Source organism: Lachnotalea sp. AF33-28, from assembly GCF_003477885.1.
In the GTDB taxonomy this organism is placed as follows: Bacteria; Bacillota; Clostridia; order Lachnospirales; family Lachnospiraceae; genus AF33-28.
The window spans coordinates 387-600 of sequence record NZ_QUEE01000043.1 but is presented as its reverse complement, the minus strand read 5'-3'; the positions used below and the strand labels follow the sequence as shown (position 1 = coordinate 600).

The 214-nt window shown below is 50.0% G+C and carries 1 rRNA gene; it reads left to right on the top strand.

Going from position 1 to position 214, the window contains the following annotated elements:
- The first annotated feature begins 95 nt into the window (after positions 1–95).
- A 5S ribosomal RNA gene (gene rrf, locus DWZ56_RS22585) occupies positions 96–213 on the top strand.
- The last annotated feature ends 1 nt before the right edge of the window (position 214 follow it).

The window sequence follows — 214 nt, the reverse complement described above, 5'->3', positions numbered from 1 at the left end:
AAGAGAAGTAGGGGTTGGATATACTGTTGAGTTATCAAGAGAAGCAGCGGAAGGCAGAGAGTTGGAAGCTGTGGGAAATTGAATAACGAAAGATTTCTGGTGCTGATGCGCTTAAGGGAAACACCCGTCCCCATCCCGAACACGATGGTTAAGCCTTAAGCGGCCGATGGTACTATACTGGAGACGGTATGGGAGAGCAGGTGGGTGCCAGGAA